We start from the raw sequence: 26,649 nt of genomic DNA, 5'->3' as shown, positions 1-26,649 counted from the left end.
CGGGGATGGGGAGTTGAGCGTCTTCGAGAGGCTCGTACGCGCCATCGCTGACGAGCACAAGCCTGCCGTTGTTGGGGGCGCGAACGGATCCGATCGAGGGGTGGGGGCTGGTGTCGCCGAGGTAGGACGTCACGCGGTTGCGGGCGTACGGTCCGGGCTCCAACTCCATGTCGATCAGGACCTGTCGCATGTTGTGATCGGTGGTCAGCCGTTCCAGCTGGCTGCCGGTTTCCGGGAGGAGGTAGGCACGGGCGTCACCGCACCAGGCTACCTCAAGAGGCTTGCCGGGCTCGGCGACGGCCACGACGGCTACGGCCGTGGGCATGTACTGCGCGTACCAGCCTTCCGGGGCGAGCTCGGCGGCCCGGGCCGTGTGGATCTGTCGTAGGCCCTCCAGTGCCCCGTTGCGGGCGGCGGCGCGGGCCAGTCGGCGCGCGGCCGTCCGCGTCCATGTCTGGACTTCTTCCGTGCTGCCGATGCCGTCGAGCAAGGCGTAGGCGCGGCGCTCCTGGTGGGTGTAGGTCGCCGTGGCGTCGCACTGGTGGGAGCGTCCGCCGATCAGCTGGGCTGCACTGTGGGTGTTCATGGTGTTCCTGCCTTGGGGGTGGCCGGGGCGGGAGAGGGTTCTCCCGCCCCGGGGGAGGTGCTTTCGGGCTGACGCGGATCAGACGGTGATCAGGCGGAAGGCGCGTTCCATCAGGTCATCGGCGGTGCCTGTGATGACCCGCTCGGCGCGGGCGGCGCTCTTCAGGTCGGGGCTGGCGCCGCGTGCCGGAGCGACGTGGTTGGTGTACTCGGTGATCGCGTTGTAGCCCGCCCAGGCCGTCCCTCGGATGCCCGCCTGGGTGTCGGCCTGCTCGAACAGGTTCCGGATGGTGTTCCAGCGGTTGGCCTGGTTGGTCTTCTTCCGGGTGCTGTCCTCGTTGGCGGCCGGCCAGAGCTCTTCGACGACCGACCGGAGCATGGGCGTGGTCATCTCCGCCTCCAGCATGCGCTGGGCGGCCTTCTCGAACTCCTCGGCGTACTTGAACGTGAGCCCCAGCGCCTGGCGGGCCTGGGCGATGCGGCCGCGCGCTCCGGAGGTGTGGCGGACCGTGTAGCTGCTCTTGGCGCTCCGCAGCCCGGCGCGCAGCGTGTTGGCGCACACGACGCGCACCGGGGTGACGACGATGCGGAATGCGCTGCTGCCGTCGTGGGAGTTGAAGGCGGCGATGTACAGGTCCACGTTGTCGCTGGCGCCGATGGTCATCGTCTGGGGCAGCTTCATGGTCAGGAACACCTGTCGGCCGTTCCTGAGAGATCCGGCCGTCTCGAAGTGGGCTCCGGACTCGTCGGCGAGGAAGTTGAGAAACTCGGCGTGCTCCTCGTTCTGCACCGGCGTGTAGTCGGGACCGACCACGCCGAGGGTCTCGGGCCGCCCGGTCCTGGGGTGGGTGCGAACGGTCGCCCGGTGGTTCGGCACGTCAAGCACCGTCGCGCCGTCGGCGGTCAGTTCGGTGGCGTGCAGGCCGATCAGGCGGACGTTCCAGTTGTCGAGGGCGGCCAGGCGCATGGCGTCCTCGGCGGTCAACGCTTCGGCGGTGACCGTGCCCAGCTTGTGCCAAGCGCTCTCACGCGCACTCACGAACGCGGCCGTGCCGTCGCTGAACTGCTCGATCTCGTGTGCCATGGAAGTTCTCCTTCTTGGGTGTTCTACGGACGCGGCGGGGGTGCCACTCCCCCGCCGCTGGCGGTCCGTGGTTCAGGTCTGTGGGGTGCCCGGGGCCGGGTCAGTCGAGTGCAGATGCGTCCACGAACGTCACGCCCGGTACGGGGTCCGTGAGCTCGCGGTTCTCGCCGATGCAGTACGCGATGAGGCTCTCCTCGGCCGTCGCGGGCTTCGCGATGAGGTCGCTCACCGCCCACGACCTGTACGTGACCTCGCCCTGCGGGTGCAGGGTGCGCGCCACCAACATGGCCTTGGCGCCCATCGCGGTCCCGGCCAGCAGGTAGGCCACGTAGGCGAGCGGGTCGTTCGGGTCGTCCTCGTTCGGCACAGGGCCGGTGATGACGCACTCCGCCTCGGCGACGCCGCCAGGGGCCAGCGAGACAACGGTCAGGTGGTGGAGTCCCTCACCGGCGGCCCGGGCGACAGCCCGAATGAGAGTCATGCTGCGGCGGGCGAGCGTACGCGGGGAAGTCTGGAATTCGATCATGAGCGTGCCCTTTCTCCTGCGGTTCTTCGGTCGGCCTGTGGGGTCGGTGCCACTCCGGGTCCCACTGGCCGTTCTGGGTGTCAGCGGGTGCGCTGCTGGGGGACCTTGACGGCGGCCCGGGTGAGGTACTGCTCGATGAGCCCAAGGGCCTGGTCCTCCTTCAGGCCGTTTCCGCGCGCCGAGTCGTGGTCGGTGGGGCCGGTGAGCAGGACCGGGCCGAAGTAGGGGAACCTCGCAACGCCGAGCGACCGCAAGACCGGGGTGGCGGGAGCGTTGACCGGCCTGCCGTTCGTCAGGCCCTCTGCGTCCACCCAGAGCGTGATCTCGCGGTCGAGGGGGATGGGGTGGGTCAGGTCGCAGCCCAGGGCGGCGGCCGGGGTCGTGGTGGGGGTCCAGTCGGCGAGTTCGAACCAGCCGTCGGGCTGGATCACCAGCCCGAACTCAACGGCCTTCGTAGTGGACATGGTTCTCCCTTGGATAGGAGGGGGGTTCTTCGACCGGTGGGCTTGACACTTCCTCCCACCGACAAGAGAACTCTACCGCAATCCAGGCTCACGTGGGACGAGAACAGCCCCTCGCGGCCGACTCGAAAGAGTGATGTATCCGCAGGTCAGAGGCAGTTTCGGCCCGGTGGGGGCGGGCATTGCGGGGCCGGTGCCGGCTAGCCCCGTAGCGCGGAGCGCGGAGGGCAAGGGGTGGGGGAGGTGGGAGAGACGGGGGTGCGCGCGGAGCGCGTACGCCCGTCTCTCCCACCTCCCCCACCCCGCAGCGCGTGCCGCCGAGAGTGCACGGCTGGTGGAGCGAAGCGGAGCCGGCCGGGTGCTCTACGCAGCGAAGCGGAGTGACGGAGCGCAGCGGAGTGCGGCACGCGGCCACCGTGGTTGGGGCGGGGAAGGCCCCGCGGGAGGCGTGAGAGCGCGCAGCGCTCGTTCCGGACGCAGCGAAGCGGAGTCCGGCACGCCTTCCGCGGGGCCTTCCCCGCCCCAACCACGGTGTGGGGTGGACGGCGCAGCGCAGCGGAGCCGTCCACCCCACCGGCACCGGACCCGCAACGCCCGCCCCCACCGGGCCGAGAAAGCCCGGAGGGGCCCTGGCCGCCGGCCAGGGCCCCTCCGGGGTCTTGGGGGTGTCAGCGCTTGTCGTGAAGCTTCTGGGCTTCCTTCACGGCGCTGCGGCGAAGTGCCGGGGGGTAGCCGAGGCGGTCTGCGGCCTCTTCGGCGCTGAGACCTGGCTCGGTGTGCATCTGCTCGGCGATGCGCGCCGCCCGCTCGTGCTGGAGGTGCTTCTGCGCTGTAGAGGTGGAGATGCCGAGGACGTCGACGGCGTGGGCGGCAGTCACCGCGGGGTCGGCGTCGAGGAGTTCAGCGATGCGCCCGGGCAGTAGATCCCGGGGGACCATGTCGCCGGATCCGGTCGGCCGGCCGCTGGGCGCAGTCATGGTGCCTCGGGCGGCTCCGTAGGCACGCAGCACGCCCCGGGGCCAGTGCTCGACCCCACCTACCACCACAACGTGGTCGGCGAGGCTCGGGTCGGTCTTGTAGCTGTCGATGCTGCGCGGCTTCACGGCCAGCACGACGGCCGCCTCCCGCCGGTCGAGCAGGTCCGCGTCGTCCTCTTCGGCAGGAAGGGCCGGCAGCGGTCTGCCGTCTCGGTGGGCGGTGACCTGTTCCAGGTCCCACAGCAGCACCAGCGCCCCCTGCGAACTGACCGGTTCGGGGAAGCCTTCGGCGTCGTGCGGCTTGAGCCGGCGGAACGTCGGCCATGTCATCCCCAGGGCGTCAGCGAGCTCCCGCCGGCCCACGGCGGTTCGTCCAGCGCGGATCACGGGTCCTGACCTCCGGAGGGTGAGGTACGCCGACGCGCACCATGACGTGAGGGCCCGATGGGACCCACACACAAGGAGAAAAATGCTACCGCATTCAAGGAGCGTTGGGGTGCGTGCCTGTACCCGGCCCGGACGCTATGCTCGCCCTGATGATGCCCGCGGGTTCTCTCGTGGTGTGTTCTTCGGTCGGCCGGCGCCCTTGCCACCCGCTTTCAGCGGAAGTGGGCGTCGGCCACATTGGTTTCGCCCATAAGCCCCCCCCCGCCGCACCACACCATCAACTCCCGCACTGCCCAACGGCTCCTCCTCGAAGCCCAATCAGCCGGCCCAGCGGCGTGGCGCCCGCAGACATCCAGCTGCTCCTGGTCGACGCCTACGACGCACTCGGACGCGACCCCCGGCTCGGCACCGCCGACACCACCCAGCCTGCCCGCCCACCGGCGGCCGGCAGGAGATGAACTACCCGTTGGTCACAGTCACGGCTCTCCCCCGCAGGTTGAAGCAACGCCGCTCGCTTCCGGTCCCGCCCAACCGTCAGGCGCCCGACAGCAGCCCATCCCTCCTCCCCTACACAAATAAAGTCTGGCCGGTCACCACCACCGAAACGGCGCCTGACCAGTGCAAATGCAAGGTGCGGCTTCAGGTCGGTATCCCGGGCAGTTTCCCCCTCTTGCGTCCCCCTCAATGTCCCCCTTCCACCTCCCCCACAGTTTCCCCCTCAGCCACGCAAGGCCTGCAGGAGTTGGCGACGTGACAGGGCAGCACCATCGCGGGCGCCGATCACCGGGTGTCGATGGCGATCATCTGCTGGAGCGACAGGCACTCACCCCTGTAGGGGCTCCAGCGGCCCAGGCGGGCGGTTCGCAGCGGATGGCCATCTCAGTCAAGCCGCTCGCGGCAGCGGCCCGCGCCGGGGTGGCCGTGTGGCGGCCCGCCACCACAGCAGGGCCTGCCACGAGCATGGCGCGCCGACGCGGCTCGGCTGGGAGAGCCCGGCACCTTTCGCCCCTGAGCCGGAACCACGACCCGGTCGGTGCGTGGTGCGGCTGCCTCTCAGAAGGCCGGCTCGTCCGGGTACGCCGAGGTGTAGGGCGGGGCCGGCCTGGGCGGCACGTCCTTGGCCGCGGAGCCGGCGAACGCGGGGGGAACGGCACGGGTCGAGCACTCGTCGTGGTCGGGCAGGGCTCCGCAGGTGCACATGTGTCCTCCACTTCGGGGTGCTATCAGCCGGGGTGGGGCGCAGTGGCCGCGTCGGCACGGACACGGTATCCGCCGTCCGGCAGGCCCGACGCCCTGCGGGATGAAGAAGGTCCCGTGATCGGCCGCACGGTTACCCGCTTCGGCCGCAGGCGCGCCGGATCGGCTCCCGGTGGTGGGAGCGGTGAGGTGGTTGGTGAGGTCGCCGGGACTGGGTTCGTCACCGGTGAAGTCCTGTCGGCAGGGCTCTGACCTGCACTGGGGAGGTTTCACTGGGTGGCGCGAGCTCACTGGTGACTCACTGGCAGCACTGTTTCCTTCCCGTGATGCCGGGGGGCTGGCAGTGGTGACCCGGTCGGTGAGAAGACCGCCGTTTGGTGGGGTGCAAGAACGAGCACCTCCACGGAAGGCATTTTCATGAGCCCTGTTCCCCGGCCGTCGCGCCGCCTCCGGCGAGCGCCTCAGGCCGCAACTGCGCAGCCGTTGCGCCGTTCCCGCCTGGAGACCGTTCCGGTCAGCGGGACCGTCTCGACGAGCGGTCCGCGTCTTGCCCGGATCGGGGCCTGGGCGGCGCTGGCCGCTGGGCCGCTGGCCCTGGCTGTCGCCCTCGTGATGCCGCGAGGCCCTGTTGCTCAGGCCGCGCCGGTTCCGCAGGCCGACAGCGCCTCCAGGCTGTCGGCCGACCCGGCCGGTACGGCCGCGCTGTTCGTGGAGCTGTGGCTGCGCTCCGATGCGGCAGAGCCCGGCAGCCCCGTGGCTGCGGCCCTGCGGTCGTTGGCGCCCTCCGTGCAGCTCCCCAAGCGCGTTCGCGGCGAGGCGGCGCCTGGTGCGCTGCGGGTGGTGCCCGTGCGGACCGCGTCCTCTCCCGGCGGTTGGACGGTGGTTGTCGCCGCCCTCACCAACGCCGTCCCCGTTGACCCGGCGGCTTCGAGGCCGGCGCCGGAGCCGGCGAGCACCGGGCCGGTTGTGCGGTACTTCACGGTGTCCGGTACCGGGGGCCGGGACGGCGGGGCGCTGAGTGTCTCTGCGTCGCCGGCGGAGGTGTCTGCTCCCGAGACCGCGCCGGAGGCCGCGGCCGGTCCGTTCTCCCACTCTGTCCCCTCCGGGGCAGCCCTGTCGGTATCGCTGGGTGAGTTCCTGCGGACCTACCTTGCGGGTGGGCAGGGCGCGGGGCTGGAGCGCTACCTCTCGCCCGGGATGCGTCTGTCGGCTCCGGCGGCTGCCGGCTATGTGCGGGTGGACGTCGAGGACGTCGTCGCCGACACCGAGCAGGCGGGCGGGAAGGAGGTTCCGGCCGACGGGACCCGGGCGCGGGTGCGGGTGCGGGTCGCCGGTGAGGACCGGGCCGGAACGCGGTGGCCGCTTGTCTATCAGCTGGAGGTGACCACGCGGGCCGGGCGGTGGGAGGTCAGCGCCCTGGACGGCGGGGCCGCTGGTGCGGCGGCACCGGCCGTTGCCCCGTCCGGTTCGGTGGCCGCGCCGGTCGCGGGGGGTGCGCGATGAAGCAGCAGTTCATCCTCGCGGGCAAGCTCGACGAGCTGGGTGACTCCCTGCTCGGAACGCTGGGCGGGTGGAGCGACAAGGGCCTGAAGGTCGCGCTGACGGTGGTGGTCGTCGTGACCGTGGCCCGCCGCGTCTCGCTGAAGGCCGGGATCGGCGCGCTGATCGCGATGGTGCTCGCGCTGGGCCTGTACGAAGCGCGGGAGTCGCTGTCCGGCGCGGTGAAGGACGAGATCAACAACCCGGCCAAGGGCGCAGGCGCTGTCACCCTCGTGGTCACCCCCAATCCTGCCGCGGGCGGCGGAGGGGTTCTGTGAGCAGGGACGAGCGGGTGCGCGTCGCGCGTGCCTACACCAGTGCGCGCCGGCATCCGTGGGTGCTGGGCAAGCTCGGTGACTGGACTCTGCCGTTCGGCCCCTACACGCCGGCGCAGCTGGTGGTGCTGGGTGGTGGGGCGTTCGTCTTGATCAAGACGTTCGACTGGTGGTCGTGGGCGGGGCCGGTGCCGATCGCCCTGTGGCTGGGTGCGGTGTGGGCGGTGCGTGGGGCGCAAATCGCCGGGCAGAACCCGTTCACGGCTGTGCTCGGTGTGGGTTCGCTGCTGCTGAGGCATCCGGCCGGGCGGATCGGCGGGCGGGTCGCCCGTGACCGGAAGCCGTCCTGCCTGCGTGCCCGGTTCGTCATCACCCCCGCCCTCGTGACCGGTCCGTCGCATGCCGGGACGGCCGTGGTGGAGGCGCCGGCCAGCGGGCGGGCGGCTGCCGGTTCGGGTCTTGCGCGGCTGCTCGCCGACGGTGCGGGGAGGGTGGCGTGATGAGAACGCCTTTCCGGCACATTGCGGGGCATCTGCTGTGGTCGGCCTCGGGCCGGGTGTGGGCGGTGTGGCGGGTGGCTGCGCTGCCGGGCGGCTACCTGCCTGCCCGGGTGCACCAGGACCTGCTGGGGCGGATCACCTCGCTGGTGCGGTCGATGCCCGGGATGGAGCCGCGCCTGTTTGTTCTCGCGGCACGGACGGATCCCGGGGAGATCGCCGAGCGGATGGTCGCGGACGTCGACTGGCAGCGGCTGCCCGCGTGGGCGGAGACCTGCGCGGCGACGGTCGATCTGCTGACCGGTCAGGAGATGCACGAGCGGACGCTGTGGCTGGCTGTGCCTCTGGCGGCCAAGGGCGGAGCCGCGAGTGCTTCCCTGGCGGCTTTGTACGCGGACCTGTCGGCTGCTTTGGATCTCCCGCCGGTGCCGGTGGCCGAGGCGGAGGTGAAGGCGGCCGTTGTGGAGGCTGAGCGGATCCAGACCTCCCTGGGGGGAGGGTTGGGGCTTCGGCCCGCGTCGGCGGCCGAGATCGTGTGGATACTCCAGCACGCGATCGGCCGCGGCCTGGCGGAGGAGCCGCTGCTGTCGGACGCGGAGCACAGCTGGCTCTACGGCAGCAGCGTCCGGGAGGGCCGTCTGCTGTCGCCGTCGTACGCGGATCTGGGGATGGTCCGGCTGGCCGAGGGCGGCCAGGACACGGGCGCCGACGCCAAGGAGGCGAAGCCGAGGAGCCCGTGGTGGCGGGCGGCGTCATCGTCGCCGCTGGGCCGACGGTGGCTTCAGGTGGAGTCCGAGGCCGGCACCGGATACCAGGCGCACCTGGTGCTCGCGGAGATCCCGCCGACGGTGTCGGTGCGGTCCGCCGATGTCCTGGCCCAGCTGGAGTCGCTGCCCTTCCCGGTCGACGTCACGGTCGATCTGCGTGTAGTCACGGCGAAGAAGGCACGGGCGCAGGTCCAGCGCAAGAAGCGTGAACTCCTCGACCAGGCGGACCAGTACGGTGCGCAGCCGACCGGGATGCCGCACTCGTTGCCGGATGCCGCGGGGGATCTGGCGGAGCAGGACGCGCGGATGGCCAGGACGTCGGTGGAGGTCGAGGTCCAGTCGGTGACGGTGCTCAGTGTGTGGGGTCCGGACGCAGGGACGTGTGATGCCCGGGCGCGGGAGCTGTCGGCGGCCCTGTCGGGGGGCGACTACCGGGTGGAGCGTCCGTATGGGATGCAGGAAGAGCTGTTCGCGCTGGGCCTGCCCGGGACGGTGCGGGCCCCGAAGCTGGGGCAGTTCACGCAGCACCAGCTGTCGGAGGACTGGGCCGCCTGTGGGGCGTTGACGCTGTCGCGGGTGGGCGATCCGGCCGGGATGATGGTCGGTTACGACCTGGACTGCGGCACGATCCGCCCGGTGCTGCTGAATCCGGCGGATGCCCCGCAGGTCAACGCTTCGGCTTCCAGCGCGGTGATCGGCGACCTCGGTGCGGGCAAGAGCGTGCTGGAGAAGCTGGTCACCGAGGCCGTGGTGGACCGGGGCGGGCGGGCGATCGTCATCGACCGGACCCCGATGCGCGAGTGGGCCGGCTTCGCGCGGACCGCGATGGGGGAGCGCTGCCAGATCATCGATGCCGCGAAGGCGCGGATCTCCATCGACCCGCTGCGGGTGTTCGGCGGGCCGGTCGGCGCTCACTACGCCCTGTCCTACCTGACGCTCCAGCTGGGCGTGGGGGCGATGACGGCCGCCGGGGCCGTGCTCCACCACGCAGTCGAGGAGGTTAGCGGTGGGCCGGAGCCGTCGATGGGCAAGGTGCTCGACGTCCTGGCCGCGCTCGCGGCTTCGGGCGCCGGCTGGACTCGGGCAGATGCGGCCGCCACCATGGCCGACCTGCTGCGGATCGTGCAGACCAATCCCTTGGCGGCGATGGTGTTCGACCCGAGTCTGCCGCCGGTCACGGTCGACGGGGATCTCGGTGCCGACATGGTCGTGGTGACCACGACCGGTCTGACCCTGCCGCCGCGGGAGGCGTTCGCCGACGTGGAGGTGCTGCGCCAGCAGCCCTTGGAGGCGTTGATCGGGCGGGCGGTGCTGTATCTGATCGCGGCCGTGGCCCGGCAGGCGGCGTTCACCGACCCGTCCCGGTTCTGCCTGGTCTCCCTGGACGAGGTGTACTGGCTGACTTCCTCCGCGGAGGGTGCCGCCCTGGTCCACGAGATCCTCCACGACGGCCGCAAGCACGGCGCCGGTGTCTTCCTCGGGGCCCACGACAAAGAGGAGCTGGGCAAGGATGCCGGCCTGATCGCCTACCGGTTCCTGGCCCGCACCGCCGACCGCGCCCGCGCGGTCAAGGGCGTGCAGTTCCTGGGCCTGGACGGCGAGGACGAGGACCTCATCCGGCTGGTCACCACCGGCCTTTCCCCGGTCGGCCAGGCTGGCCGCGAGGGCGAGATGCTGCTGCGCGACCCGCGGATGCAGGTCGGCCGCATCAAGGTCGTCGTCCCGCCCGTGCCCCGCTTCAAAGACTCGATTTTCACGACACCCGGCCGGGCGGCGCAGCCTGCGGTCGACGGGGGGACCCAATGATTCGTACGACTGGGGTGCGGCTGCTGCTCGAAGGCGCGGTGGCTCTTCTCCTTCTGGTGTGCATCGCCGTGGTGTGGTCTCCGGCTCACGCCCATTCTGTGGGCCTCTCTTCTGTTGCGGTCACCGGAGGGAAGGTGGGCGGGGCTTGCGATGCGATCGTCGGCCCGGCCGCCGTCTACTGCTCCGAGGGCCAGACGCCGGCTCCGGTTGTTGAGGCTGCGGTCTGGCCGGCTGTGCCCGACCGTGCCGCGCTGCTGCTGTTCTCCACTGCCGCCGTCGCGGCCGCCATCGGTTTGCTGAGCACGGCCGGGCGGCGGCTGTGACCGGGCGCCTGCACTTCGACCGGGGAACGCTGCGCGCTGCCGGCTTTGCCGCGCTGCTCACGGTGGTGTTCCTGGTGACGAACACGTCGGTGGCGGCAGCTGCCGACGGAAGTCCGGCAGGGGGAGGTCTGCTGGGGCCGCTGGACGTTATGACGGGCGAGGGGGTGCCGCTCAGCAGTTACCAGCTGGAGGCCGCGACGGCTCAGCCCGGAAACAAGATCCCGGCGGTCGAGCTGGCCACGACGGGACAGATGAGTCTCGATGTGGCCGGGCAGACTCAGCGGATGGTCCTGAGCGGCCTGTTCACTTTGGTGCGGCTGCTGGTCGGGCTGTGCTGCTGGCTGATCTCCTTCGTCTTCCGGTTCCCGCTGATCACCATGCTCACGGGGCCGGCGCAGCAGATCGCCGACGCCTACGAACGTCATGTGGTCGCGGCCCTCGGGCTGGAAGGCCTGCTGCTGGCCTGGGCGTTCGTGTTCGGGCTGATCCTGTTCGTGCGGGGGAAGGCCGGCACGGGGCTGGGGGAGATCGCGCTGACCCTGGTCATCGCGGCCCTCGCCGCAAGCGCTTTCGTCCGCCCTGACTACCTGCTGGGCAAGGACGGGCCGCTGGACCAGACACGCCAGGCGGCCATCGAGGTGGCGTCCATCACCACCGCTTCCTACTTCGCCACCCCAGGGCGTGGCGGCCGGCCCTGCGACAGCGCGGTGGGGCCCGCCCATGAGGCCTGCGTGAAAGAGAAGGCCGAGGCGAAAACGGTGGTCGATCCGATCCAGCGGGCGCTGAGCGACGCCCTGGTGGTCAAGCCCTACATGCTGCTCCAGTACGGCCGCGTCCTGGACCCGCAGAAGTCAGGGCAGGCCTTGGCCTACCGCGCCCATATCGAGTGGCTGAAGAAGAACGCGCCTGAGGTGAAACCTGCGGCAGACGGCGTGGACTACTCACGGTGCGACGGCGTCATCGGCCCCTTGAAGGAGGATTGCGAGCGTCAGGTCGCCAAGAAGAACCCGTGCGAGCTCCTGGACGAAGAGGCCCGGAGATTCTGCGAGGGCGATACCGGTACGGGACCTACGGACAAGCAGACGGCGTTTTCCGAGCTGGTCGAGAACCTGAAGAAGGCCGGTCCGGTAGGAGAGGAAGCGGCCGAGTACGCGCAGAAGCCGTCCTGGGACCGGGTGTGGGCGGTCATCGCCCTGCTGGTCGCGGTGATCGTCGTCACCCTCATGATCGTCTCGATGGCGGTGGTGATGCTCGGGGCACAGGGCGCCGATGCGGCCGCTGCCGCGGGCGGGCCCATCGCCTGGGTGTGGTCGATGTTGCCCGGTCCGTCCCGCATGCTGCTGTGGCGGTGGCTGGGGGTGTTCATCGCCTCGGCGATGGTCTCCTTCATGGCCGCGATGTGCCTTCCACTGTTCGGGATCGCCGTCGACGCCGTCTTGTCCGACAGCGGAGCCGACCTGATGGTGGAGCGGCTGCTGCTGGTCGATGCCATCGCGGTGGCGTTCCTGATCATGCACCGCAGGGTCCTGGCCGCGACGGCCGGCTTCGGGCAGCGCATGGCTACCCGCATGCGCTACAGGAAGGTCGGCGGCAGCCACCTGCGCGGTGACAGCTCCGAACTCGGTGCCGCCCTCGCCATGAACGGCCCCGCCGGCGGCGGGCAGGGCAGCTGGGGCGGGCCCTCGGCCGCGCACGGCGCGTTCGGCGCCCGGCTGCGCTCTCTTGGCAGCCTCGCCTCCCTCAGCGACGGCACCGGCATGCCGATGTCCCCCGGCCGTCTCCTCGGCGACGCCCTCGCCGAGGGACGCCGCGGCCTCGCCCCGATCGCCATGGCGCTGCGCGGCGCCCACACCCTGCTGATCGGCCCCAAGCCCGGACAGCACCCTGCGGCCGCCCGGCTGCGCGGCGCCGCGGACGGCGTGGCCGCCGACCAGGCGGGCGGGCGGGGCGAGAGGGTGGTGGACCAGTGGACCGGGGAGATCCTCCACGATCCCGACACCGATCGGCCTCTGCTCGGCTCGCGTATGCATGCTGGCGCCTCCCGGCTGCGGGGCTACCGGATCGCCTCCCGCACCGCACGCCTCACCTACGGGGCGACGCTGGGCCTGCCCCGCAACATCGGCCGCGCCCGCAGTGCGGCCTCCGAGTTCACCGACGACGCCCGCACCCAGCTGCGTGTCGCAGCCCACCAGGTCCGCGAGGACGGCGACCGGTGGGCAGACGGAGGCCGCGCGCTGCGCGACCGCGTCGACCACACCGGGCAGGCCCTCGCCACCGCCTGGCAGGTCCACGATCCGCTGGGCGCCGTTCGGGACACCGCGGTGGCTGCCGCCATCGCCACCGCCCCGCTGGCCGCCCGCGAACGCGAGCCCGCACCGCGCACCAGCATCTCGGCCCCGCGGGCCGAAGCAGGCCGCGCCCCCAGGCCGGGCAGCCACCGCGTGGCCCGACCCGCGCCCGCCTCCGCAGCTGGGCCCGTCCACGCAGATCCAGGCGGCGGCCAGCCGTCCGGCGGTGCTGTGGATGCCCGGCCTGTCACGTCCCGGGGCGTGGACGACACGGAGGAGGCGAACGCGGCGCGGCTGCGCGCGATCTTCGCGGCCCGTGTCGCCGAGCGCCGCCGCCGCGAGGACGGTGACCGGTGAAGCGCTGGAAGAAGCTGGGGTGCCTCGGAGTGCTGCTGATGGCGGCCGCCGCGTGCTGTACCGGTCCGGTGCTCCTGGCGGCCGCCGCCCGCAACCAGGCGGTGCCGGTGAGCGGGGCGGTGAGTGCCGCGGCGGCCGGGATCCCCGAGCGGATGATGGCCGCCTACCTCACCGGCGCCTCACAGGTCGCCGCGTATGTGCCCGGGTGCAGGGGAATGCGGTGGCAGATCCTCGCCGGCATCGCCCGCGTCGAGTCCGACCACGCGGCCGGTCACCTCGTCGGAGCGGGCGGGGACATCGCCCCCATCATCACCGGCCCGCGCCTGGACGGCTCCGGTGCCGGCGGGAACACGACCGCGATCCGGGACACCGACGGCGGACGGTGGGACAACGACAGCGAGTACGAACGTGCGGTGGGGCCCTTCCAGTTCCTGCCCGAGACGTTCCGCGCGTACGGCAAGGACAGCAACAAGGACGGCCAGATCAGCCCGCACAACGCCGACGACGCCGCGGCGGCCGCCGCCGTCTACCTGTGCGGGAACGGCCGCAACCTCACCGACCGGGAGCAGCTGCGCGCCGCGATCCACACCTACAACCTGTCCTGGGCGTACGTCGATGACGTGATGTCGGGCATCGACCGCTACGACTCCCTCGGCATGGCCCCCGCGCTCCCGTCAGGGAACGCGGGGGCGGTCATCCAGGCCGCGCTGGCCCAGCAGGGTGTTCCCTACTCCTGGGGCGGCGGCGGACCCGAAGGACCGAGTACGGGGATCTGCTGCTCGCCCGGCGGGCAGGACGGCACAACGGTGGTCGGCTTCGACTGCTCGGGCCTGACCCAGTACGCCTTCGCCCGGGCCGGAATCATGCTGCCGCGCACGGCGGCCTCACAGGCCAGCACTGGCCGGCGGATCCCGGCGTCCGCCGGATACGCGGCGCTGCAACCGGGCGACCTCGTCTTCTACGGCTACAGCCCCACCTCGGATTCGACCATTCACCACGTCGGGATCTATCTCGGCGACGGAAAGATGATCAACGCGCCGCGGCCCGGGAAGCAGGTGCGGATCGACCCCGTCACCGCGCTGCCCGACTACGCGGGAGGGGCCCGGCTCCTGTGACCGGACACGCGTGGACGGGCGGCCGCCTGATCGCCGCTGCGGCCGTCCTGGCCGCCGCCGGGCTGGTGCTGCTGTATGGGGGAGCACAGGGCATCCGGCCCGGCGCGGATGCCGCGGTGCCCAGGGTGACGGGTGCCGCCCGGCCGCCGGGCCCGGCTGCGCCGTCGGCCGCCGTGTCCGTCGCACCCCCGTCACCGCGCGCCTCCGCCGGCTCCGCGTCTTTGCCCGCTGCGGTGGTACCGGGCCCCACCCGGCAGTCGGCCAGGCCCGGCGATGGCGGCGCTGTGGCGCGGGAGCTCCCGCCGCCGGGGTCCGGGCCTGCGGCGGACCCGATCATCCAGCACGCCCTGGACCGGGCAAGCACGCCCGATCTCCCGCCGGACGACGAGCGGCTGTTGCTTGAGCTGGGGCGTACGGCCTGGACGGCGGAGACCACCGGCTACACGCAGGTGCGGGTCCAGGCCGCCACCGCCCGCCGCGACACCACGGCCCCTGCGGGCGGTGAGCCGACACAGGTGCAGGCCGTGGTGCGGCTGGTGTGGGCCGGCGCGGATCCGGCCGGGACCTTCCTCGACGGTCGCACCGCGACTCTTCACTACACCCAGAACGGACAAGGATCATGGAACCGCACCTGACCGCCATGGCGGTCCTGCCCATGGGCGCTGCGCTGTGGAACGGGCTGGCGGCGCTCGCTCGCTGGATCCTGGCGAACTCCTGGTGGCTGGCCTTGCTCACGGCTGCCGCCCTGATCGGATGGGAGCACCTGCAACGGCGCCTGAGCGCCGAGGCCCTGTCGCGGCGCACCTACCTCCAGCTGGAGCCGACGCTGGCCTTCGAGCCGGATGCCGAGCAGATCTGGCGGCAGGGAATGCAACTGGTGCGGGCGGCCGGCTCGGGTCCGTGGTGGACACCGCGCCGGGCGCGCTCGGTGAGGCTGCGGCTGCGCGCCAACGGGAAGCGGCCGCTGGTCTACCGGATCGAGGCGCCGGCGACCGCGCATGCCTTGCTGAAGCAGACCCCGTACGGGGCGCGGGTCGAGGTGAAGCAGGCGGCCCCGGTGGCCGACAAGCAGCGTGCTCACGTCGTGCGCGCGGTCTTGACCCTGCACGGGGAGCCCGGCTCGCGCCTGCGTGAGGTCCCGCTGGACCCTGATCCGCTCCAGCCTCTGATCGACGCGGTCGCCGACCTGAACGCCGAGCTCGGCGACGTCGCCGAGGTCTGTGTGGACCTTTCTCCCGCGCCACGCTGGCACCTTGCCGTACGCCGGATGCAGGCCATGCAGCGCGCCCGCGACCAGGCCCGCCGGGAAGCCCAGCGCGAGGCCCGCTGGCTGACCCGCGAGCCGGCCGACAGCCTGCCGGCGGCCATGGGCAAACTGCTGGACCCGTCCGAGTGGCGCGGCAACTCCCGAGGGCAGATGGTCATGTCCCCCCAGCCCCGGCGCGTCGAGCGGGAGACGGTGCTGGGGAAGCTCACGCACACCCCGGGGCTGGTGCGGGTGCAGATCCTGGTGCGCTGTACTTCGGATGCGGCCGGGCGTGCGGAGGCACGGCTGGCGCGCATCGGGGCGGCCATGGACGTCTACGCGGGCCCTTCCCGCCTCGCCACCCTCGGCTGGTCCGCCGGTCCCTGGCGTTTCGGCCCCGACCGGCGGCCGTGGCGGCGCCGGTTCGATGAGCAGTGGGCGACGGCCGTGATGCGCCCGTCCCGCGGCGGGTGGGCGCACATCGACGAGCTGGCGGGGCTGTTGAAGCCGCCGACCGCCACGGCCCGTCTGCCGCTGCTGAAGACCGAGATGCCCACCTACGCCCTCGGGAAGAATCTGCTGCCCCAGGGCTGGTACCGGGGGGCGGACGGGCGGGAACGGCTGGTGGCCACCCATGAGGACGACACCCTCTTCGAGATTCAGTCGGGCAAGGCCGGCTGGGGCAAGACGATGCGCGCCCAGGTCCACGCCGTCGCCAGCGCCCACAACGGACGCGGGCTGGCGTTCGTGGACCCGCACGGCGACTCCTTCACCGACGTCGCCCGCTACCTCGCCCACGAGGACATCATCGACCGGGTCGCGCTGTTCGACCTGACCGTCCGCGAGGACGGTGACATGCTCAGCTGCTGGAACCTGCTGGACATGACCGCAGGGCAGCCGCCGCACGAAGTGACCACGGCCACCGTCGAGGCCTTCGCGGGCGTTCTGGGGTGGGGGGACGTCACCGCGCCGCGCGCACTCACCATCCTGACCAAGGCCGTCGAGGCCCTGGTGGCAGTCAACTCCCAGGCCGTTGTGGCCCAGGTACCCGACCGGCAGGCGACGATCTTCCAGGCCCGGGCGCTGCTGACCGACCCCACCTTCCGCCACCTCGCCCTCGCTGGCCTGGACGCGGAGGCACGCAAGTGGTGGCAGGCGACGTTCCCCGACATCCCCCGGGACGCGCTGCTGACCGTGCTGAACCCGCTGGAGCGCCTCGCGGCCTCCCCCGTCACCCGCGCGTTCCTCGGCTGCCCGGTCAGCGGGTACGACATCCGCTCCGCCATGGACCAGGGCCAGGTGCTGTGGGTCTGCCCGCCAGGCACCGGGCCCACCGACCGGCTGCTCATCTCCTTGATCGTCCACGACTTTCTGCGCGCCGGTCTGTCCCGCCGCGATCTGCCCGAGGCCAAGCGGCGCCCCTTCCGCTTCTACCTGGACGAACTGATCTCCCTGGACGGGTCTTCCACCGTGCTGGCGGAGATCACCGAGCAGCTGCGGAAGTTCGGCTGCCGCCTGTATGGGATGACCCAGCTCATGCACCGCCTCAACCCGGCCACCCGCTCCGCCCTTTTGCAGAACGCCTCGTGCCTGTCCACCACGGCCGGATCACTGGAGGCCATCGCGCAGATCACCGACCAGTGGCCGGGCACCGTCACCCCCCGCGACGTCGCCGAACTGGACCGGTTCAGGCACTACGCCTCCTTCACCATCGCCGGGAAGCGGGTCGGGCCCCTGCCGATCCGGGGCCCCGAGCTGGCCGAGGTATTCGGCGACCTCGCCCGGCCCGGGCAGGTCGCCGCCCTGCGCAAGGCCGCGCATGCCAACGCCGCCGCCCTGCCCCTGGCTGAGCGACGCGCGATGGCACTGGCCCAGGAAGAGGCCGTTCGCTCGTTCCTCACCACCCGCACCGCACCCACCGACCCCGACAACACAGGAGAGCAGTACGCATGACCACGGCCGTCTTCCAGCCCCCCACCGCGGACACCCACGCCCACCAGGCCCTGGCCCTGATCGCCCAGCACCGGCTGCTGACCAGCACCCAGCTCCACCAGATGCTCACCCCCAACACCCCGCCCCGCAAGATCCACAACGTCCTGGCCCCGCTGCGAGAGCAGGGGCTGATCACCCACACCGTGCTCCCCGGCCGCCTCCAGGCCCACTTCCTCACCCCCGCCGGCCACCAGACCGTCGGGGACTGGCCCGAACTCCGCGGCCGCACCGCCACCCCCATCCAGTCCGCTGCCGCCGCCTCCCTGCGCGCCGCCCACATCCTCACCGGAGTCCGCGCCCACCTCGCCTTCCTCACCGACGCCCGGGCCCGCGGCGACGAGTACCAGCCCCTGGACTGGGTGCCCGAGGTCACCCACCGCCTCCCCGACACCGCAGGCGAAGACCGGCTGATCACCGACGCCGTCTTCCACTACACCGCCACCAGCCCGCGACGACTGCAGTACCGGGCGTTCGTCGAGATCGACCGCACCACCATGAGCAGCGAGCGCCTGGCCCGCAAACTCATCACCTACGCCCGCTTCCACGACTACACCCCCCAGCCCATCGGCCGGCGCGGCACCGTCGCCGACCAGGGCTCCTTGCTCGCCTGGCAGCGCTCTTACCCCCGCTTCCCCAGGGTCCTGTTCATCCTCACCGGCGCCTCCCGCACCACCCTGGCCAACCGAATCGCGGACCTGAGGCGCATGGCCGCCGACCACGGCCTCGTCACCCGCCTCAGCGCTCATGTCCCCCTCGGCGCCGCCATCCTCGAAGACGTCGAGGCCCACGGCCCGCAGGCGAAGGTGTGGACGCCCCTCGCCGGGAGCAGCGAGCCCCGCGGCTGGACCCAGCTGTGACCGGGAGCGGGCCTGCCGGGCTTTCCGCCGCCGACCTCGCCGACTACCTCCAGGCCCAAGCCGAACACGAAGAAGAGATGCGGGAACTCGCAGACCGCGAATTCCAGATCGAGACCGGTCAGATCGACAGCTACGCCGACTACCGCTTCACCTGGCAGGAGGAGGAGCCCGAGACAGACCCGCCGCCTCCCACCACCAACGTCTCTGGTGGAGGTGCGAGGCCCGGCGTCGTGTCCGGCATCGACGGTGAAGACCTCCCCCCGTTCTGACCAGCGCGCGAAACAGGCGGCCCGACGGCAGCCGGCTCCTCAGCACCGACCGTGTAACCGAGAACGCGGGCGCCTGGTGAGCTTGCCAGCCCGATCGTGACCCGGGCTGGCGTCCATCGGTGAGAAAACCGGTGAGCAGCGACAAGGAGTATTACCAGCGGCAAAGAACAAGCCATCGGGAGAAGTTCAGGCCACGGCTTGCCGAAATCCCACCGGCGCCCGGCTCTACGCACAACACCACCCGGAAACCGCACGTCAAGGCCCCGCAGGAGGACGGGGGACTAGCATTCACGGGCAAAAGTGACGTTCGGTCACCTGAGCCCCAAGAACCCCATAGGAGCCGCAGCGTTGAGATCGTATGGTGCCGAATGGCACCACAGCCGCACGCAACACGTTGCACCAGCGATTTACACGGGTTGCGTGGCAACCCGCCAGACAAGGTGACCCGGGGAGACTTCCGTGGCAATCGCACGACAGCACCACACCGGAAACCGTCGACTGCTCGCAGCGGCAACCACCGCCGCGGCCGTCGCGGCCCTCACGGCCGGCTGCACCAGCGGAAGTAAGAACGACAAGAACGCCGCCACCGTCCCGACCGTCTCCCCCAGCGCCACCGCGGCCGCTGCCTCCCCGACCGCTCCCGCCGATCCGGAGGCGGCCGACAAGGCCGAGGTCCAGGCGGCCTACACCCACTACTGGGACGTCCTGTCCGCGGCATACACCAAGGCCGACCCCGACGACCCCAACCTGCCCAAGGTCTCCACCGGAGACGCACTCGTACAGAACCAGCAGGAACTCGCGAACTTCCGCAAGGGCGGACGCGTCATCGCTGGCCGACCGCAGCACTCCAGGACGGTGATCACCTTCAAGCCTGACACCAAGCTCAAGACCGCTGTCATCACCGACTGCCTGGACATCTCCCAGTGGAAGCCCGTGGAGAAGAGCAGTGGCAAGCCGGTGGACCTCCCCAACACCCGACTCTTGCGTTACATCAACACCGTGACGGCCGAGAAGTGGCCCAATGGCTGGGTCGTTCTGGAGGACAAGCCGGAAGGGAAGGCGTGCTGAGACGACGTGTGGGCGCAATGGGCGCGCTCGTTCTCCTCGCGGCTGGCACCTCAACAGCTCATGCGGACGACCCCGTCACCGCGGGCGACTGCGGTGTGCGCTTCTGCGTTGAGGCCAACGTTCCAGGCAGGCCCCCGGCCCGCTCGAACACGGGCCAGCAGACCGGCGGCTCCTCAACGGGTTCCGGGAGCAACATCGACGGCTTGGGTCGGGACTGCTCGATTCGGCCGCTGGATCCTCCTCCGCCGGCGGGCAGCGCTCTGTGGCAGGGCCACTCGCCCGGCGACGGGGCGGTCTACCTGGACCCGTGCGGGCTCGGAAACGGCATCGCGGACGGCGACAATCTCGCCGGAGCGGGCCGGGCCTTCTGGGCACAGAACCCGCCCGCTGTGGCCGTGGACCCTACTGTCCTCGCGCAGCGCGCGGTCGACTCGATGCTCCTTCGCCCGCCGGCCATCGGCATCGTCCCCAAGCCGGGGGGTGTCGGTGTCGTCGGTATGCCGGTCTACATGTGGACGGCGACCGGCCCTGAGACCTACGGCCCCAACGTCGCGTCCGCTTCGGCCGGCGCCGTCACGGTCACCGCCACGGCCAGGGTCGCCAAGATCGTATGGGCGATGGGTGACGGCACGACGGTCACCTGCACCACTGCGGGCACCCCCTACCGGGCCGAGTTCGGCAAGAACCCGTCGCCCGACTGCGGTCACAGCTACCGGACACCCGGCAAGTACCACGTGACGGCGACGTCTACGTGGGCGATCGACTGGACCGGCGGTGGCCAGAGCGGCCAGCTGACCGAGGTCCGCTCCAGTGCCGTAGACATCGCCGTGGGCGAAGTCCAGGTAGTGGGCCAGTAGCCCCGGTCCCGACTTTCCCTTTCTTCCTCTCTGCTGGAGGCACATCACGTGAGCACCACCACCACGGCCACGCAGGGCCGTGCCGCTGTCCCCGGGCCGGGCGGGCCTGCAGACAGCCCGGCACCGGCGCCCCGAGTCGTTCGCCAGCGACGTCGCCGTCCCGGGCTGATCGCGCTGTCCGTCGCGCTGATCGCGGCCGGCGGCCTGTCGGGGGCGCTGCTGTTCACCGCCTCGGGACAGCGGTCGAGCGTGCTGGTGGTGGCCCGGGACGTGCCGGTCGGCGCGACGCTGACGGAGGCCGACCTGGCGCCGGCTTCCCTGGCGCTGGACCCGGTGGTCAAGGCGGTCCCCGCGGCGAAGAAGGCGGGCCTGGTCGGCCAGCGCGCCGCCGTGGCCCTGAAGGCGGGGTCCCTGCTGTCGCCGGGCCAGATCACCGCCGTGTCCCTGGTCAAGAACGGTGAGCAGTTGGTGGGTGTGGCGGTGAAGCCGTCGCAGCTGCCAGCGTCACGGCTGGCTCCCGGGCAGAAGGTGCTGATCGTCTCGACACCGGACCCGGCGCAGGCGGGGGCGGCCGCAGCCGCAAGCAAGCCCGCGGATCCGGCGCCTGCGCCGAAGACGCTCGCGGCGACGGTGGTCGCCGTTGGGGTGGCGGCGCCGGCAACGGGTGTTGTGGTGGTGGATGTGGCGGTGCCCGCCGCTGACGGGCCGGTGCTGGCGTCGCGGGTGGCGACGGGTGCGGTGGCGTTGATCGTGGCCGCGCAGGAGGGGGGTTCCTGATGGCGGTGGTGGCGCTGGCGGGCGGGCTGGGGGCGCCGGGGGTGACCACGGCGGCTTTGGCGTTGTTGATGACGTGGCCGATGTCCGCGGGGCATCGGGTGGTGCTGGCCGAGGCGGATCCGGACGGCGGGGCGATCCTGCCGGGTGCGCTCCAGGGGACCTTGGACAACTCCCGGGGGATGCGCAATCTCGCGATCGCGGCCCGGCAGGGGCGTGAGCAGTTGGTGGAGGCGTTCTGGCGGCAGCTGGTGGACGTCACCGATGCGGGGACGCGGGACCGGCTGGTGCTGCCCGGTCTCTACGACCCGGCGCACACCTCGGCGATGGAGCCGGTGTGGCGGCCGCTTTCGGCCGTGTTCGCGGGGATCGAGCAGCACGGGCACGACGTGATCGTGGACCTGGGCCGGCGGGGCGCTCTCGGTGCTCCCGGGGTGCTCGCGCAGAAGGCGGACGCCGTCCTGCTGGTGGCGCGCAATACGCTGCGCGGGCTCCAGAGCGCCCAGGTGCGGCTGGAGGCGTTGCGGGAGTCGCTGGGCGGCGCGACGGAGCTGGGGATGCTGCTGGTGGACCAGGGGCCCTTCTCCAAGGAGGAGGTGCGCAAGCACCTGGGGGTCACGGTCACCGCGGTGCTGCCGTGGCGGCCCAAGGAAGCGGCGGTGCTGTCGGACGGAGCGGAGCAGCCGCGCCGCTTCGAGTCCGGTGAGCTGATGCGCTCTGCCCGGTCGGCAGCAGTGCGGGTGCAGGAGCTGGTGGCGATCCGCCGCTCGCGCCTGGCCCCGCCCAGCGCGGACGCGACCCAGGTGGTGAGCGGTGCGCGCTAACCCCCTGCACAACGACCCCCGCGTCGCCGGGTCTCTCTCAAGCCGGCTGGGCGCCGCCCGCGGCGTGGCCGTGGCGGCCTCGCCGGAGGCCGCAGATTCCCGTCCGGTCAACCCGTGGGTTCCCGCCCCCACGGGGCCCGGCGCCGGCGCGCAGCGCCGGCCCGAGCCGGCCGCCGTGCCGGGCGGTGAGGTGGTGGTGGACTACGGGGCGGTGCGGCTGATCAAGAAGCAGGTCGGGGAACGGCTGACCGAGCTGCTGCGCGCCCGGCCCGGGCTGAGCCAGGCCGCGCAGGAGCAGCAAGGCCGGCACCTGATCAACGAGCAGGTCGCGGTCTGGTCGGACGCCGAGGCCGTCAAACGCGGGGTGGCCACCAGCCCACGCGAGGACGCGGCCATCGCGCAGGCCGTGTTCGACCTACAGTTCCGGGCCGGCCGGCTGCAGCAGCACCTGGACAACACGCTGGTGGAGAACATCTTCATCAACGGGTACGCGGACGTGTGGCTGGACTTCACCGACGGCCGGCGCGTGCGGGTGGCGCCGGTCGCGGACTCCGACGAGGAACTGCGCGAGCTCCTGCGGGACCTGGCCCGGCGCACCACCGGGCAGGCCGAGCGCAGCCTGTCGACCGCGGACCCGTTCCTGGCACTGCGCCTGGCCGACGGGTCCCGCCTCCAGGCGGTCATCGACGTCACGCCGGGCACATATGTGACGATCCGCCGGCACAGCATGCGCCACGCCGACCTGCCCGAACTCGTCTCGCGGGGCATGCTCGACTCCACGCTGGAATCCTTCTTGCGGGCGTGTGTGCGCGCGGAGAAGAACGTCATGATCGTGGGCGGCCAGGCCGCGGGGAAGACGACGCTGCTGCGGGCGCTGCTGAAAGAGATCGACCCCGACGAGCGGTTCGCCACGCTGGAGACCGAGTACGAGCTGTTCGCCCACGAGAACGGCTACCACCGGCAGGTCGTGCCGATGGAGGCACGCGAGTCCAACGGCGAAATGGTCGCAGGCCAGGCGGCCGGTGAGATCACGCTGATGGACCTGATGTACCGGGCGCTGCGTATGACGCTGACGCGGATCGTGGTCGGTGAGGTCCGCGGGCCGGAGATCGTGGCCATGCTCCAGGCGATGACCAACGGTGCGGGCGGCAACCTGTGCACCCTGCACGCCATCCACCCCTCCGTCGTCTTCGACCGGATCGCGGAGCTGTATCTGCTGGCGCAGGCGAACATGTCGGAGTCGCTGGCCTACCGGCAGGCCGCGAACGGGCTGCACTTCATCGTGTTCGTCTCCTCCGTGGACGAGACGAAGATCGGGGGGCACCGGCACCGGTTCGTCTCCCACGTCCTGGAGGTCACCGGCATCGGCGAGGGCGGCCGCCCGGAGACCAACGCCATTTTCGGGCCGCGTCCGGAGTGGGGCGAGCACCGGGCGGTGCCGTTGATGCTGCCGCGCTGCATCAACGACCTGCGCCGGGCCGGCTTCGACGCCTCGCTGCTGAACGAGCAGGCCGGGGCATGGGGCGCGGCGTTGCCGCTGCTGGTGAGGGAGGCGGCGCCGTGACCGTTTTGTGGTGGGTGCTCGCGGGGCTCGCCCTGGCGGGCGGCCTGGTCGGCCTGGTGGCCGGCGTCGTCGGTACCAGCGCCCCGAAGGGGCCGGGGCTGGCCGCGCGGCTGCAGGCCGGGCGGCACCTGGCCAGCCGCGACGAGCGGATGGCCCGCCGTACCCGCCTGATGGGCGGGGCGCTGGGCGGGGTGCTGCTGTGGCTGGTGACGGGGGTGTTCATCGCCGCCGTCATGCTGTTCCTGGCGGTGGTCGGGGTTCCGTGGCTGCTGTCACCGACGAAGTCGGCCACCGCCCGGATCGGGAAGCTCGAAGCCCTGGGTGACTGGACGCAGCGCCTGGCCAACGTGTTGCGGATGGGCCGGGGCCTGGACGAGGCGCTGCAGATCTCCCGTCGCGGATGTCCGGAGGACATCGCTGGTGAGGTCGCCGATCTGGTGGACCGGCTCCAGGTCGGCTGGCGGCCCACCGACGCGCTGCGCGCCTTCGGCGACGCCCTGAACGATGTGACGGCCGACAAGGTGGTCGCGGCACTGGTGCTCTCGGCGGCCGACCGCGGGCCCGGGCTCGCGCAGGCGTTGGACGACCTGGCCGAGTCCGTCCACGAGGAAGTCGCCCGCAGGCGAGGGATCGAGGCAGACCGGGCCAAGCCGCGCACGACGATGCGGTGGATGACCATCATCACCCTCGGCGTCATCGGTGGCGGATTCCTCGTCCCCTCCTACACCGCCCCCTACGGGACGATGGTGGGCCAGCTGGTCCTGGCCGTGCTCCTCGCGGGGTTCATCGGGGTCCTGGTGATGATGCGGCAGATCGCCGACATCAAGCCCGTCCCCCGCTTCCTGATCGCCGACCCCCGCAGCGCCGTCACCCCCGCCTCCTCCCCCGAAGGCATTGAAGACGCATCCGAATCGGCTGTGGAGGTGGGCGCATGATGCCAGTCGCGGCGATCCTGTCCGGAGCGGCCATCGGAGGCGGCGGCGCCCTTCTCATCCGCGAGATCCTGCGGCCCGCGCCGGCGCTCGGGCCGGCGCTGCGCCGCCTCAACCAGCCCGCACCCCCGCCCGCCGCCGCAGGCGACCAGGTCGTGGATCGGGACGAGCGGTGGGGCCAGTGGCTGCTTGAGCGCCTGGCGGACGTGCCGGGCGTCCGGATCCCGTACAAGGACCTGGCTCTGACCGGCAGCACTCCCGCTAAGTTCCTCCTGACCAAGGTGGCGCTGGCCGGCGGCGGGCTGCTGCTGCCGCCGCTGTCCACCGTCCCGTTCCTCCTGCTCGGGCTTCCCCTGTATCTGCCCGCGATCGTCGCCATCCTGGCGGCGGCCGTGCTGTGGTTCGCGCCGGATCTGGCACTGCGCGACAAGGCGAAGCGGGCCCGGGCGGAGTTCGCCCACGCCATGGCCGCCTACCTCGACCTGGTCGCGCTGCGCCGGGCCGGGAACGTCTCCGCCGAGCAGGCCATGGAGCAGGCCGCGCAGGTCGGCCAGGGGTGGGCGTTCCAGCGGATCCAGGCGGCCCTGGCCCGCTCGCGGGTGGACAAGGTGCCGCACTGGGAGTCGCTGGCCCGGCTGACCGCCGAGCTCGACCTGCCGGTGATGGACGACCTGGCCGCGATCATGCGGCAGTCCGCCGACGACGGCGCGTCCGTCTACGCCACCCTGCGCTCGCGCGCGAAGAACCTGCGCACCGAACTGCTGGCCGCCCAGGCGGCCGACGCCAACGCGAACTCGGAGAAGATGACCGCCCCCGGCGCCCTGCTGGCCGTCCTGGTCATGCTCTTGATCGCGTTCCCCGCCATCATCCGCATGCTCACCACCTGACCCGTTCAAGGGAGTCCGTCATGACCAAGCTGGCCGTCCGTCTGTCCGTCGCCCTGCGCTCGCACTGGCAGGAGATCAAGGAGCACAGCTCCAAGGACCGGGGGGACATCTCCATCACCACGATCATCATCTGGGTCGCCGCCGTTGCCGGGGCCATCGCCATCGCGGGCACGATCGGCGTCGTCGTCAGCAAGTACAACGGCAAGCTGTCCGGCATCTGACAGACCGGCAGTCCGTACGGCTTATCGGAGGGAGGGGCGAGGTGGCAGGACGCTGGGCGCCGAGCCGGCTGGCACAAGGGCGCGTTCGGGGCCGCCTCGGAAGGGGCCCGGGCGGCCGGGGGCGGATTGTGGGCGGGTTTCGGGACCGGGGGGAGGCGTCGATCCAGATGGCGATCGTGTTCCCGTTCGTCATCCTCGTCACCGTCGCGGTAGTCCAGGCCGCGATGTGGTTCTACGCCCGCAACATCGCGTTGACCGCCGCCCGTGAGGGCGTGGCAGCCGCCCGCGTCTACCAGGCCCCCGAAGACGCGGGCGCGGCCCGGGCCCGCGAGACCCTGGGGCGGATCGCGGGCGACAGCCTCGCCGGCAGCACGGTCAGCACGGCGGGCAGCAACGGCGCCGAGGTCCGGGTGACCGTCACCGGCCTCGCCCCGTCCCTGATCCCGGGGGTGTCGGGTCTGAGCGTGTCGCAGTCCGCCGGGGCACCGCGAGAACGGTGGACCACCCCATGACGTCCATCCGCGTTCGGGTCAGGCGGTGGCTGGCGCTGGCCCGGCAGGACCGCGGCAGCGAGACCATCGCGGCGGCCATCGTCGCCCCCCTGTTGATCATGCTGTTGTGCCTGGCCATCGCCGGCGGGCGGATCGTCACCTCCGGCGCGAAGATCGACGCGGTCGCCGAGGACGCGGCCCGCGCCGCCTCCATCTCGCGGACCTACACCGGCGCCCAGGCCGAAGCATCCGCCGCCGCCACCCGTTCCCTTGGCGACCAGGGCATCCACTGCGCGTCGGTGAGCACCAGCGTGGACGTCTCCGGCCTCGCCGTGCCCCTCGGGCAGGCCGGCACCGTCACCGTGACCATCACCTGCAACGTCACCATGGCCGACCTGCTGCTCCCCGGCGTCCCCGGATCCAAAACGTTGACCAGCCGATTCACGTCCGTCGTGGACGCCTACCGCTCCCGGGAGGGCTAAG

At 71.8% G+C, this 26,649-nt stretch carries 28 protein-coding genes; 22 read left to right on the top strand and 6 right to left on the bottom strand.

All coding sequences use genetic code 11. The features are described from left to right. The 5 genes from ABD973_RS34670 to ABD973_RS34650 form a co-directional block, all read right to left on the bottom strand. The coding region (locus ABD973_RS34670; RefSeq protein WP_345504398.1) for a PP2C family protein-serine/threonine phosphatase at positions 1-586 on the bottom strand (586 nt) is incomplete at its 3' end. 78 nt (positions 587-664) lie between these two features. After that, positions 665-1,669, bottom strand: coding sequence for a DUF932 domain-containing protein (locus tag ABD973_RS34665; RefSeq protein ID WP_345504396.1), 1,005 nt, complete (start codon positions 1,667-1,669; stop codon positions 665-667). A gap of 100 nt (positions 1,670-1,769) precedes the next feature. Further along, positions 1,770-2,150 (bottom strand): hypothetical protein, encoded by a 381-nt coding sequence (locus ABD973_RS34660; protein WP_345504395.1) that lies wholly within the window; start codon positions 2,148-2,150, stop codon positions 1,770-1,772. Positions 2,151-2,275: 125 nt separating this feature from the next. Next, positions 2,276-2,659: a DUF3846 domain-containing protein gene (locus ABD973_RS34655; protein WP_345504393.1), complete on the bottom strand. Its 384-nt coding sequence runs from the start codon at positions 2,657-2,659 to the stop codon at positions 2,276-2,278. 665 nt (positions 2,660-3,324) lie between these two features. Next, positions 3,325-3,963: a hypothetical protein gene (locus ABD973_RS34650; protein WP_345504391.1), complete on the bottom strand. Its 639-nt coding sequence runs from the start codon at positions 3,961-3,963 to the stop codon at positions 3,325-3,327. A 392-nt stretch (positions 3,964-4,355) separates the two neighbouring features. Between ABD973_RS34650 and ABD973_RS34645 the strand changes: the two genes are divergently transcribed. Next, positions 4,356-4,478, top strand: a complete 123-nt coding sequence (locus tag ABD973_RS34645; RefSeq protein WP_345504389.1) for a hypothetical protein — start codon at positions 4,356-4,358, stop codon at positions 4,476-4,478. Between the two features lie 595 nt (positions 4,479-5,073). Here the strand turns inward: ABD973_RS34645 and ABD973_RS34640 are convergent. Continuing rightward, positions 5,074-5,220: a hypothetical protein gene (locus ABD973_RS34640; protein ID WP_345504387.1), complete on the bottom strand. Its 147-nt coding sequence runs from the start codon at positions 5,218-5,220 to the stop codon at positions 5,074-5,076. A gap of 480 nt (positions 5,221-5,700) precedes the next feature. On the opposite strand from ABD973_RS34640, the gene ABD973_RS34635 reads away from it, so the two are divergent. From ABD973_RS34635 to ABD973_RS34535, 21 genes are all read left to right on the top strand, one after another. Continuing rightward, the gene (locus ABD973_RS34635) at positions 5,701-6,720 is read left to right on the top strand and encodes a conjugal transfer protein (protein ID WP_345504385.1); all 1,020 of its coding nucleotides are present in this window, start codon (positions 5,701-5,703) and stop codon (positions 6,718-6,720) included. Beyond that, on the top strand, positions 6,717-7,034 hold the full coding sequence (locus ABD973_RS34630) for a hypothetical protein (protein WP_345504383.1): 318 nt from the start codon (positions 6,717-6,719) through the stop codon (positions 7,032-7,034). The genes ABD973_RS34635 and ABD973_RS34630 overlap by 4 nt, the downstream gene beginning before the upstream one ends. Then, positions 7,031-7,531, top strand: coding sequence for a hypothetical protein (locus tag ABD973_RS34625; protein WP_345504381.1), 501 nt, complete (start codon positions 7,031-7,033; stop codon positions 7,529-7,531). Before ABD973_RS34630 ends, ABD973_RS34625 begins: the two co-directional genes overlap by 4 nt. Further along, positions 7,531-10,101 (top strand): ATP-binding protein, encoded by a 2,571-nt coding sequence (locus ABD973_RS34620; RefSeq protein ID WP_345504379.1) that lies wholly within the window; start codon positions 7,531-7,533, stop codon positions 10,099-10,101. Before ABD973_RS34625 ends, ABD973_RS34620 begins: the two co-directional genes overlap by 1 nt. 14 nt (positions 10,102-10,115) lie before the next feature. After that, positions 10,116-10,424 carry a hypothetical protein gene (locus ABD973_RS34615; RefSeq protein ID WP_345504377.1) on the top strand — a complete coding sequence of 103 codons (309 nt, stop codon included), beginning with the start codon at positions 10,116-10,118 and terminating at the stop codon, positions 10,422-10,424. Next, positions 10,421-13,069 carry a hypothetical protein gene (locus ABD973_RS34610; RefSeq protein WP_345504375.1) on the top strand — a complete coding sequence of 883 codons (2,649 nt, stop codon included), beginning with the start codon at positions 10,421-10,423 and terminating at the stop codon, positions 13,067-13,069. Before ABD973_RS34615 ends, ABD973_RS34610 begins: the two co-directional genes overlap by 4 nt. After that, positions 13,066-14,184 carry a C40 family peptidase gene (locus ABD973_RS34605; protein WP_345504373.1) on the top strand — a complete coding sequence of 373 codons (1,119 nt, stop codon included), beginning with the start codon at positions 13,066-13,068 and terminating at the stop codon, positions 14,182-14,184. Before ABD973_RS34610 ends, ABD973_RS34605 begins: the two co-directional genes overlap by 4 nt. Then, on the top strand, positions 14,181-14,819 hold the full coding sequence (locus tag ABD973_RS34600; RefSeq protein WP_345504371.1) for a hypothetical protein: 639 nt from the start codon (positions 14,181-14,183) through the stop codon (positions 14,817-14,819). The genes ABD973_RS34605 and ABD973_RS34600 overlap by 4 nt, the downstream gene beginning before the upstream one ends. Further along, positions 14,804-17,383: an ATP/GTP-binding protein gene (locus tag ABD973_RS34595; RefSeq protein WP_345504369.1), complete on the top strand. Its 2,580-nt coding sequence runs from the start codon at positions 14,804-14,806 to the stop codon at positions 17,381-17,383. The genes ABD973_RS34600 and ABD973_RS34595 overlap by 16 nt, the downstream gene beginning before the upstream one ends. Beyond that, complete coding sequence (locus ABD973_RS34590) at positions 17,380-18,279, top strand: replication-relaxation family protein (RefSeq protein WP_345504367.1); 900 nt, start codon at positions 17,380-17,382, stop codon at positions 18,277-18,279. Before ABD973_RS34595 ends, ABD973_RS34590 begins: the two co-directional genes overlap by 4 nt. Then, a complete protein-coding gene (locus ABD973_RS34585; RefSeq protein WP_345504365.1) occupies positions 18,276-18,548 on the top strand; it encodes a hypothetical protein in 273 nt (90 codons plus the stop codon). Before ABD973_RS34590 ends, ABD973_RS34585 begins: the two co-directional genes overlap by 4 nt. 459 nt (positions 18,549-19,007) lie before the next feature. Then, positions 19,008-19,616, top strand: a complete 609-nt coding sequence (locus tag ABD973_RS34580) for a hypothetical protein (RefSeq protein WP_345504363.1) — start codon at positions 19,008-19,010, stop codon at positions 19,614-19,616. A gap of 395 nt (positions 19,617-20,011) precedes the next feature. Further along, positions 20,012-20,473 (top strand): ATP/GTP-binding protein, encoded by a 462-nt coding sequence (locus ABD973_RS34575; protein WP_345504361.1) that lies wholly within the window; start codon positions 20,012-20,014, stop codon positions 20,471-20,473. Between the two features lie 48 nt (positions 20,474-20,521). Then, complete coding sequence (locus ABD973_RS34570; RefSeq protein ID WP_345504360.1) at positions 20,522-21,250, top strand: SAF domain-containing protein; 729 nt, start codon at positions 20,522-20,524, stop codon at positions 21,248-21,250. 80 nt (positions 21,251-21,330) lie between these two features. Continuing rightward, complete coding sequence (locus ABD973_RS34565; protein WP_345504358.1) at positions 21,331-22,071, top strand: hypothetical protein; 741 nt, start codon at positions 21,331-21,333, stop codon at positions 22,069-22,071. Further along, positions 22,061-23,635, top strand: coding sequence for a TadA family conjugal transfer-associated ATPase (locus tag ABD973_RS34560; protein ID WP_345504356.1), 1,575 nt, complete (start codon positions 22,061-22,063; stop codon positions 23,633-23,635). Before ABD973_RS34565 ends, ABD973_RS34560 begins: the two co-directional genes overlap by 11 nt. After that, a complete protein-coding gene (locus ABD973_RS34555) occupies positions 23,632-24,570 on the top strand; it encodes a type II secretion system F family protein (RefSeq protein ID WP_345504354.1) in 939 nt (312 codons plus the stop codon). The genes ABD973_RS34560 and ABD973_RS34555 overlap by 4 nt, the downstream gene beginning before the upstream one ends. Further along, positions 24,567-25,454, top strand: a complete 888-nt coding sequence (locus tag ABD973_RS34550) for a type II secretion system F family protein (protein ID WP_345504352.1) — start codon at positions 24,567-24,569, stop codon at positions 25,452-25,454. The genes ABD973_RS34555 and ABD973_RS34550 overlap by 4 nt, the downstream gene beginning before the upstream one ends. A gap of 20 nt (positions 25,455-25,474) precedes the next feature. Further along, positions 25,475-25,675, top strand: coding sequence for a hypothetical protein (locus tag ABD973_RS34545; protein ID WP_345504350.1), 201 nt, complete (start codon positions 25,475-25,477; stop codon positions 25,673-25,675). Positions 25,676-25,800: 125 nt separating this feature from the next. Beyond that, positions 25,801-26,187 carry a TadE/TadG family type IV pilus assembly protein gene (locus ABD973_RS34540; protein ID WP_345504854.1) on the top strand — a complete coding sequence of 129 codons (387 nt, stop codon included), beginning with the start codon at positions 25,801-25,803 and terminating at the stop codon, positions 26,185-26,187. Further along, a complete protein-coding gene (locus ABD973_RS34535) occupies positions 26,184-26,648 on the top strand; it encodes a TadE/TadG family type IV pilus assembly protein (protein ID WP_345504348.1) in 465 nt (154 codons plus the stop codon). The genes ABD973_RS34540 and ABD973_RS34535 overlap by 4 nt, the downstream gene beginning before the upstream one ends. Position 26,649 lies beyond the last annotated feature (1 nt).

The sequence above is a fragment of the Streptomyces racemochromogenes genome, from assembly GCF_039535215.1.
Taxonomy (GTDB): domain Bacteria; phylum Actinomycetota; class Actinomycetes; order Streptomycetales; family Streptomycetaceae; genus Streptomyces; species Streptomyces racemochromogenes.
This window is presented reverse-complemented; position numbering and strand designations above follow the sequence as displayed.